This is a genomic window from Streptomyces hirsutus (assembly GCF_001418415.1).
Lineage (GTDB): Bacteria > Actinomycetota > Actinomycetes > Streptomycetales > Streptomycetaceae > Streptomyces > Streptomyces hirsutus.
Genome location: NZ_LIQT01000200.1, coordinates 1 through 7,538, shown reverse-complemented (window position 1 = coordinate 7,538; position 7,538 = coordinate 1). Strand labels below are relative to the sequence as shown.

At 72.0% G+C, this 7,538-nt stretch carries 9 protein-coding genes and 1 tRNA gene; 6 read left to right on the top strand and 4 right to left on the bottom strand.

From position 1 onward, the window contains the following. The 4 genes from AOK11_RS16040 to AOK11_RS16025 form a co-directional block, all read left to right on the top strand. Window positions 1-385 (top strand): zinc-binding dehydrogenase (locus tag AOK11_RS16040; RefSeq protein WP_157869370.1); only part of this gene is annotated, 385 nt, incomplete at its 5' end. Window positions 386-457: 72 nt separating this feature from the next. Beyond that, window positions 458-1,657, top strand: coding sequence for a glycine C-acetyltransferase (locus AOK11_RS16035; protein ID WP_055594403.1), 1,200 nt, complete (start codon window positions 458-460; stop codon window positions 1,655-1,657). A gap of 87 nt (window positions 1,658-1,744) precedes the next feature. Further along, on the top strand, window positions 1,745-2,650 hold the full coding sequence (locus AOK11_RS16030; protein WP_055594402.1) for a LysR family transcriptional regulator: 906 nt from the start codon (window positions 1,745-1,747) through the stop codon (window positions 2,648-2,650). Window positions 2,651-2,761: 111 nt separating this feature from the next. After that, window positions 2,762-3,121, top strand: coding sequence for an MmcQ/YjbR family DNA-binding protein (locus AOK11_RS16025; protein WP_055594401.1), 360 nt, complete (start codon window positions 2,762-2,764; stop codon window positions 3,119-3,121). Window positions 3,122-3,136: 15 nt separating this feature from the next. Here AOK11_RS16025 and AOK11_RS16020 read toward each other — a convergent pair whose 3' ends face one another. Both AOK11_RS16020 and AOK11_RS16015 read right to left on the bottom strand, forming a co-directional pair. Further along, on the bottom strand, window positions 3,137-4,087 hold the full coding sequence (locus AOK11_RS16020) for a transketolase family protein (protein WP_055594400.1): 951 nt from the start codon (window positions 4,085-4,087) through the stop codon (window positions 3,137-3,139). Window positions 4,088-4,141: 54 nt separating this feature from the next. Further along, window positions 4,142-4,861: a thiamine pyrophosphate-dependent enzyme gene (locus AOK11_RS16015; RefSeq protein ID WP_055594399.1), complete on the bottom strand. Its 720-nt coding sequence runs from the start codon at window positions 4,859-4,861 to the stop codon at window positions 4,142-4,144. 142 nt (window positions 4,862-5,003) lie between these two features. On the opposite strand from AOK11_RS16015, the gene AOK11_RS16010 reads away from it, so the two are divergent. Both AOK11_RS16010 and AOK11_RS16005 read left to right on the top strand, forming a co-directional pair. Then, window positions 5,004-5,077 (top strand) — tRNA-Pro (locus AOK11_RS16010). A gap of 205 nt (window positions 5,078-5,282) precedes the next feature. Next, window positions 5,283-5,945 carry a GPP34 family phosphoprotein gene (locus AOK11_RS16005; protein WP_055594398.1) on the top strand — a complete coding sequence of 221 codons (663 nt, stop codon included), beginning with the start codon at window positions 5,283-5,285 and terminating at the stop codon, window positions 5,943-5,945. Between the two features lie 82 nt (window positions 5,946-6,027). Here the strand turns inward: AOK11_RS16005 and AOK11_RS16000 are convergent, their stop codons facing one another. Further along, a complete protein-coding gene (locus AOK11_RS16000; protein WP_055570771.1) occupies window positions 6,028-6,564 on the bottom strand; it encodes an NUDIX hydrolase family protein in 537 nt (178 codons plus the stop codon). A 112-nt stretch (window positions 6,565-6,676) separates the two neighbouring features. After that, window positions 6,677-7,489: an SAM-dependent methyltransferase gene (locus AOK11_RS15995; protein WP_055594397.1), complete on the bottom strand. Its 813-nt coding sequence runs from the start codon at window positions 7,487-7,489 to the stop codon at window positions 6,677-6,679. Window positions 7,490-7,538 lie beyond the last annotated feature (49 nt).

Genomic DNA, 7,538 nt, shown 5'->3' with positions numbered 1-7,538 from the left:
GCGGGACTCGGCGATCGCCGACGGGCAGCGCATCCTCGGCCTGCGCGAGGGCTTCGACATCGGCCTCGAGATGTCCGGCCACCCCGAGGCACTGCGCGACATGATCGCCAACATGACCCACGGCGGCCGGATCGCGATGCTCGGTCTGCCGGCCGAGGAGTTCCCGGTCGACTGGTCCCGGATCGTCACCTCGATGATCACGCTCAAGGGCATCTACGGCCGTGAGATGTTCGAGACCTGGTACGCCATGTCGGTGCTCCTCGAGGGCGGCCTGGACCTCGCCCCCGTGATCACCGGCCGGTACTCCCACCGCGACTTCGAGACGGCCTTCGAGGACGCGGCGAGCGGCCGCAGCGGGAAGATCATCCTCGACTGGACGGCGTAGCCCTCCTCGACCAACTCGTTGTCACCTCCCCGGTCCTTCCTCCCTTCCGCGAGCACCTTCAGGAGCCTCCCCATGTTCGACTCCGTGCGCGACGACCTCCGCACCACCCTCGACGAGATCCGCGCCGCCGGACTGCACAAGCCCGAGCGCGTGATCGGCACCCCGCAGTCCGCCACCGTGAACGTCACCGCGGGTGGCCGGCCCGGTGAGGTCCTCAACTTCTGCGCCAACAACTACCTCGGCCTCGCCGACCACCCCGAGGTGCTCGCCGCTGCCCACGAGGCCCTCGACCGCTGGGGCTACGGCATGGCCTCGGTGCGCTTCATCTGCGGTACACAGGAGGTGCACAAGGAGCTGGAGGCGCGGCTGTCGGCGTTCCTCGGCCAGGAGGACACGATCCTCTACTCGTCCTGCTTCGACGCCAACGGCGGCGTGTTCGAGACGCTGCTCGGCGCGCAGGACGCGGTGATCTCCGACGCGCTGAACCACGCGTCGATCATCGACGGCATCCGGCTGTCCAAGGCCCGCCGCTTCCGCTACGCCAACCGTGACATGGCCGACCTGGAACGCCAGTTGAAGGAGGCCGCCGAGGGCGGGGCGCGGCGCAAGCTGATCGTCACCGACGGCGTCTTCTCCATGGACGGCCACGTCGCACCGCTGGCCGAGATCTGCGACCTCGCCGACCGCCACGGCGCCATGGTCATGGTCGACGACTCGCACGCCGTGGGCTTCGTCGGAACCGGCGGGCGCGGCACGCCCGAACTGCACGGGGTCATGGACCGCGTCGACATCCTCACCGGCACCCTCGGCAAGGCGCTCGGCGGCGCCTCCGGCGGCTATGTCGCCGCCCGCGCGGAGATCGTCGCCCTGCTGCGCCAGCGCTCCCGGCCGTACCTGTTCTCGAACACGCTCGCCCCGGTGATCGCCGCGGCCTCGCTGAAGGTCCTCGACCTGCTGGAGTCCGCCGGCGACCTGCGGGTCCGGCTGGGCGAGAACACCGCCCTGTTCCGTCGCCGGATGACCGAGGAGGGCTTCGACATCCTCCCCGGCGACCACCCCATCGCCCCGGTGATGATCGGTGACGCGTCCCGGGCCGGACGCCTCGCGGAGCTGCTGCTGGAGCGCGGTGTGTACGTGATCGGCTTCTCCTACCCCGTGGTGCCCGAGGGACAGGCCCGGATCCGCGTCCAGCTGTCCGCCGCGCACTCCACCGAGGACGTGAACCGCGCGGTGGACGCCTTCGTGGCGGCACGGGCGGAGCTCGACGCCTGAGCGGGGCCTGACGCGACCTGCCCGCGCGCCCTGCCCGTGGGAGTCGCCCGGGTGGGGCGCGCGGGGGTGTTTGAGAGAATCGATTCCATGATCGAGGCACGGCGGCTCCACATCCTTCGTGCGGTGGCCGACCACCGCACGGTCACGGCGGCGGCCGCCGCGCTGTACCTGACCCCGTCGGCGGTGTCCCAGCAGCTCGCCGCACTGGAGCAGGAGACCGGCCACCGGCTGGTGGAGCGCGGCGCCAAGGGCGTACGGCTGACCCCGGCCGGCGAGATCCTGCTCGGCCACACCAACGTGGTCCTCGCCCAGCTGGAGCGGGCCGCGGCCGAACTCGCCGCGTACGGCGCGGGCGCGGCCGGCACCGTCACCGTCGCCTCCTTCGCGACCGGGATCGCCCAGGTCGTCGTCCCCGCGGTGGTCCGCCTCGCCGCGACGGCACCCGGTATCCGCATCCGCGTCCAGGACGCCGAGGGCGACGCCAGCCTGCCGATGCTGCTGGACCGGCAGGTCGACGTCGCCGTGGCCGTCGAGTACCGCGGGGCGCCGCCCGCCGACGATCCCCGCCTGTCCCACGTACCGCTGTACGCGGAGCCCTTCGACGCGGTCGTCCCCGTCACCCACCGGCTGGCCGACACCGCGGAGGTACCACTCGCCGAGCTGGCCAAGGACCCGTGGATCGGCCCGTACCCCGGCAACCCCTGCCATGATGTCGTCGTCCTGGCCTGCGAGAACGCCGGATTCCAGCCCTTGCTCGAGCACTCCTCGGACGACTTCCGCGCGGTGGTGGCGCTGGCCTCGGCGGACGTGGGCGTCGCGCTGGTCCCCCGTTCGGCGCTGCGCGGCATGGACCTGACCGGCGTGGTCGTCCGCCCGGTCGACGGTGTCGCGCCGACCCGCCGGGTCTTCGCCGCCGTACGCCGGGGAGCCGAGGAACACCCGCTGATCCGCCCGGTCCTGGACGCACTCGGCGAGGCCGCCGGCGAAGCGTAGGGCCCGGAACACCGAGCCGGAAGCAGGGCCCGGAGCGGCGAGGAGGCCCCGGGACTCCTCTCCGCCGCCGCCACCGGGTGATTGTCAGTGGCAGCCGCTACGTTGCCTGCCATGCCGGATGCCGAAGACGTACGACGGATCGCGCTGTCCCTGCCGGACACGACGGAGAAAGTGGCCTGGAGCATGCCCACGTTCCGGGTGGCGGGGAAGATGTTCGTCACCCTGCCCGAGGACGAGACGTCCGTCGCCGTGCGCTGCCCCAAGGAGGAGCGCGACGAACTGGCCCTCGCCGAGCCGGAGAAGTTCTGGATCGCGGACCACGAGGCGCAGTTCGCCTGGGTCCGGGTCCGCCTCGCCGCCCTGGAGGACGAGGACGAACTGCACGACATCCTCGCCGACTCCTGGCGCCAGGCGGCCCCGCCCCGGCTGCTCGAGGCGTATCCCCGGCTCGGCCGGCCGCCCGGGGACTGAACCCCCGGGGCGTTGTCAGTGGGCCATGACACGTTCCGGGGCCGTGGACGGCGGCCGGAGGAGGGCTCCGGCCGCCGTGAACGCTCCGATGCGCTCCCGCAGCGAGCGGGCGTCGAGACCGTGCGCGGCGACATGCTCCTCGAGCCGCCCGTACCGTCGCAGCTCCCGCCGGCCCACCCCCAGCCCCAGCACCCGGTGCGGCACGTCGGACAACGCGTCGTTCGCCGCCGCCACCGACGTGCCCGCCAGATACGGTTCGACCAGGACGACGTCCGTCCCGGCGGCCTCGGTGGCCCGGCGCAGGGCGGCCGCGTCGAAGGGCCGGACCGTGGTGGCGTACAGGACGGTGACGTCGAGCCCCTCCGTGGCCGTGAGCACCGCGTCCAGCACGGGACCGACGGCGACCACCACACCCGCACGGCCCTCGCGGACGGTGCGCAGCCGCTCGCCGTCCACCGGCAGTGGATGCGCGTTGGCCTGCAGGGACAGCCGCACGTACACCTTGTCGTCCCCGGCGGCCACCGCGTGCCGCACCAGGGTCTCGGCCTCGTCCGGATGCCCCGGCACGTGCACGGTCCAGCCGTCCAGGGTGTCCAGCAGCGCCACGTCGCCCGGTGCCATGTGCGTGTAGCCGCCGGCCGGCCAGTCGAAGGAGGCGGCGGCACTCACCAGCACCGCGCCCGCGTCCTGATGACCGAGGTCCAGCTTGACCTGCTCGAACGGCCGCTCGACGAGGAAGCTGGCGAACGTGTGCACGACGGGCCGCAGGCCGGTGAGCGCCATCCCGGCGGCGGCCCCCACCAGGAGCTGTTCCCGGATGCCGACGTTGACGACCCGGTCCGGATACCGGCGGACGGCATCGGCGAAGGCGTCCGCGCCGATCTCGGCGAGGACGACGGCGACCCGGGGGTCCTCGTCCAGCAGCCGGGTGACGACGGGAGCGAACCGGTCACGCATGGTTTCCACGGGAGGGGTCCTTTCGGAAGGAGAAGCAGGAGGAAGAAGCGGGAAAGGGGAGGTTCACGCGTACTTCGGCTCGACCCGGGCCACCACCACGTGCGGCCGCCCCGGATGCGGCGCGGTGAACGCCGTGTGCAGCGCCTCGTGGTCACGGCCGTCGACCGTGAGCGCGGACCAGCCCGCCGCCTCGAAGCGCGCGGCGATCCCGCCGGGCCGGGCGTGACTGGCGGAGGAGTTGTCCACGACGACGGTGTGTAGCCGTGCCAGCCCGGCCGGACCGGCGAACGCGATCGCCTCGTGGTTGCTGCCCTCGTCCAGCTCGGCGTCCCCGATCAGCGCCCACACGGCCGGCCCGTCGAGTCCCTGCGCGCGCAGCCCCAGTGCCGTCCCGACCGCGATCGGCAGCCCGTGCCCCAGCGATCCGCTGCCGATCTCGACACCCGGCACCAGCGTCCGGTCGGGGTGATGGCCGAGCGGCGAGTCGTACGAGCCGAACCCGGTCAGCCACTCCACCGGCACGAAGCCCTTGGCGGCCAGCACGGCGTAGTACGCCATCGGCCCGTGCCCCTTCGACAGCAGGAACCTGTCCCGGTCCAGGTCGTCCATCCGCTCCGGCGAGACGCGCAGGACACGGTCGTAGAGCACCCACAGCACGTCCAGGGTGGAGGTCGCCGCCGGCCCGTGCTTCTCGTCGCCGGTCATCCTGCCCATCAGCGCGGGCAGATCCGCATAGTCGTACGCAGCCGTCGTCCTGCGTGTGTGTTCCTCGGTGATCGTCATACGGCGATCGTGCGACCTCAACCGAACTTGAGGTCAAGGGTCGCCCCGGAGCCCCGGACAAAGGGGTGCGCGATCACCGCCCTGGGTGCGGTATTGTTTCCGTGCACGTCGACGCCGGGGAATCACCAGGTCAGACGGGCAACGGGACGTGGCGCAGCTTGGTAGCGCACTTGACTGGGGGTCAAGGGGTCGCAGGTTCAAATCCTGTCGTCCCGACTTAACGAAGTCGCAGATCGAGGGGCGGTTTCGGAGGAATCCGAAACCGCCCCTCGACCGTTCCCGGGCGCGGCCTCACCACAGGCCGAAAGCCGCCCTCCCGGGAATGATGAGCCGGCCTCCGTCGTTTCCGTGGGCAGCGGTGGGAGCTGCCGACACGTGTGGCCGCTCGTTCGCTGCCGCCCCTTCTGATGTGGAGCCGCTCATGACCACAGCGCGGGATCTGCTCGTCGTCGTCATCGACACACGTTCCGGTACGTCCGTCGAGCAGGGAGATCTGTCGTTGGCGCTCGCGGGAGCGGAGCTGATCGACCTCATCGACGCCGGGGCCGCCGACCTCGACGGAGACCGGGTGGTGCCGGGCCCGCGGCAGGCCGCGGAGCTCGCGGCGGAGCCGGCCACCGACGACCCCCTGCTGCGGCAGGCCGCGTCCTCGATGGTCCGGCAGGAACCTCACGAGCCGGTCGAGGACTGGCTGTGGCGCCGGGGCCGCGACCTGGTGGCCGCGTATCTCGCGGAGTGGGGGACGACGGGTTCGGCTGCCGCCCGCTGGCGCGCCCGGAAGCCGTCGCTGAGCATCGACCCGTCGGCGCTGGCCGACTCGCCGGCGCGCCGCCACGCGAACGACCGCTGGGCGGCGCACGAACCCGTGCTCACCGCCCTGGCCGCCGCCGCGGGCGTCGGCGCCCGGTACGACGGCGACCCGGACGACGGCACCGAGGGCCGCGACGCCCTCACGGATCTCGGCGACGACCGGGTGGTGACCGTGCTGGCCGCGGTCAACGAAGCCGTCGTCGAACTGGCCGGTGTGCGGCAACGGCGGGCCATCGAGACGGCGGCCTTCGACAACATCTGGCGTGCCGTCTGATCCGGCTGTGAAGAGAGCGGGGCCGGTGAACGGCACGGGGCGTGACCTGCGTCGTACGGCGGAGGCGCGACCCCGCGCCGCGTCAGCTCAGGCAGCCCGCGTGCGCCAGGGCCTGCCTCAGCAGTACCCCGTGCCCACCCGGCATCTCGCTCTGCACTGCCTCCGACAGCGCCTCCTGCGGGCTGAACCACACCAGGTCGAGAGCGTCCTGCCGGGGCCGGCAGTCACCCGTCACCGGCACGATGTAGGCGAGGGACACCGCGTGCTGACGCGGGTCGTGGTACGGCGTGACACCGTGCGTGGGGAAGTACTCGGCGACCGTGAACGGCTGGAGCGAGGCGGGGACACGGGGCAGCGCCACCGGGCCGAGGTCCTTCTCCAGATGGCGCAGCAGCGCGTCCCGGATGCGCTCGTGGTGCAGCACCCGGCCGGAGACCAGCGTCCGGCTGACCGTACCGTCCGGTCCGATGCGCAACAGCAGGCCTACGCTGGTGACTTCGCCGCTGTCGTCGACACGTACGGGGACGGACTCGACGTACAGGATCGGCATGCGGGCACGTGTCATCTCCAGTTCGTCGGAGGACAGCCAACCCGGCGTGGTTTCGGTCGTGTCAGACATTGTTTGATCATACTTTCGACGGTTCGGGCTGACGAGGATGGCCGCTCCGCGGTGGTGTTGTCCTCCACGACGGGTTCGGCCGGGCCGGCGGCGAAGGGGGATCCGGGACGCGTCAGGGCTTCACGGCCACCGCGCCGTACTGCGGTACCACCGGGGCGGAGCCGGCCCGGGCGCGCCACTGCGAGCAGGACACCAGACCGGGCTCGACCGGGTTCAGCCCTTCGAGGAACGCGGCGATCTCCTCGGCGCTGCGAGCCGTGATCGGGGGAGTGGCGTTCTCGTTCCAGAACTCCATCGCGGGGATCTGGTTCTCACCGCCCACCTCGGCGTCGTAGGTGGGATGGGTGAGGACGAGGAAGCTGCCGGAGGGGACCCTGTCCATGATCCGCCGGACGGTTCCGCGCGCCTTCTCGGCGTCGAGGACGAAGTTGAGGATGCCCAGCATCATCACCGCGACCGGGCGGTCGAAGTCGAGGGTTCCGGCGGCCCGTTCGAGCAGGGCGTCCGGGTCGTGGACATCGGCGTCGATGTAGTCGGTGGCGCCGTCCCCGGTGCCGGCGAGCAGGGTCCGGGCGTGCATCAGCACGGTCGGATCGTTGTCGACGTAGACGATCCGGGAGTCGGGCGCGATCCGCTGGGCGATCTCGTGGGTGTTGTCCGCGGTGGGCAGCCCGGTGCCGATGTCGAGGAACTGCCGCACGCCCCGCTCCCCGGCCAGGTACGTGACGGCCCGCCCCAGGAACTCCCGGTCCGCGCGGGCGATGTCCCGGATGACGGGGATGATCGAGGCGATCTGGTCGCCGACCTGCCGGTCGACCTCGTAGTTGTCCTCGCCGCCGATCCAGTGGTTCCACACACGTGCGTTGTGCGCCACCGAGGTGTCCGGTCGCGTCGAGCCGCGCGGCGGGGTGTGGCTCTCACCCACGTCTCTTCCCCTCCCTCTCCCTGCCCTGCTCTGCGGCCGGATCCGGCCG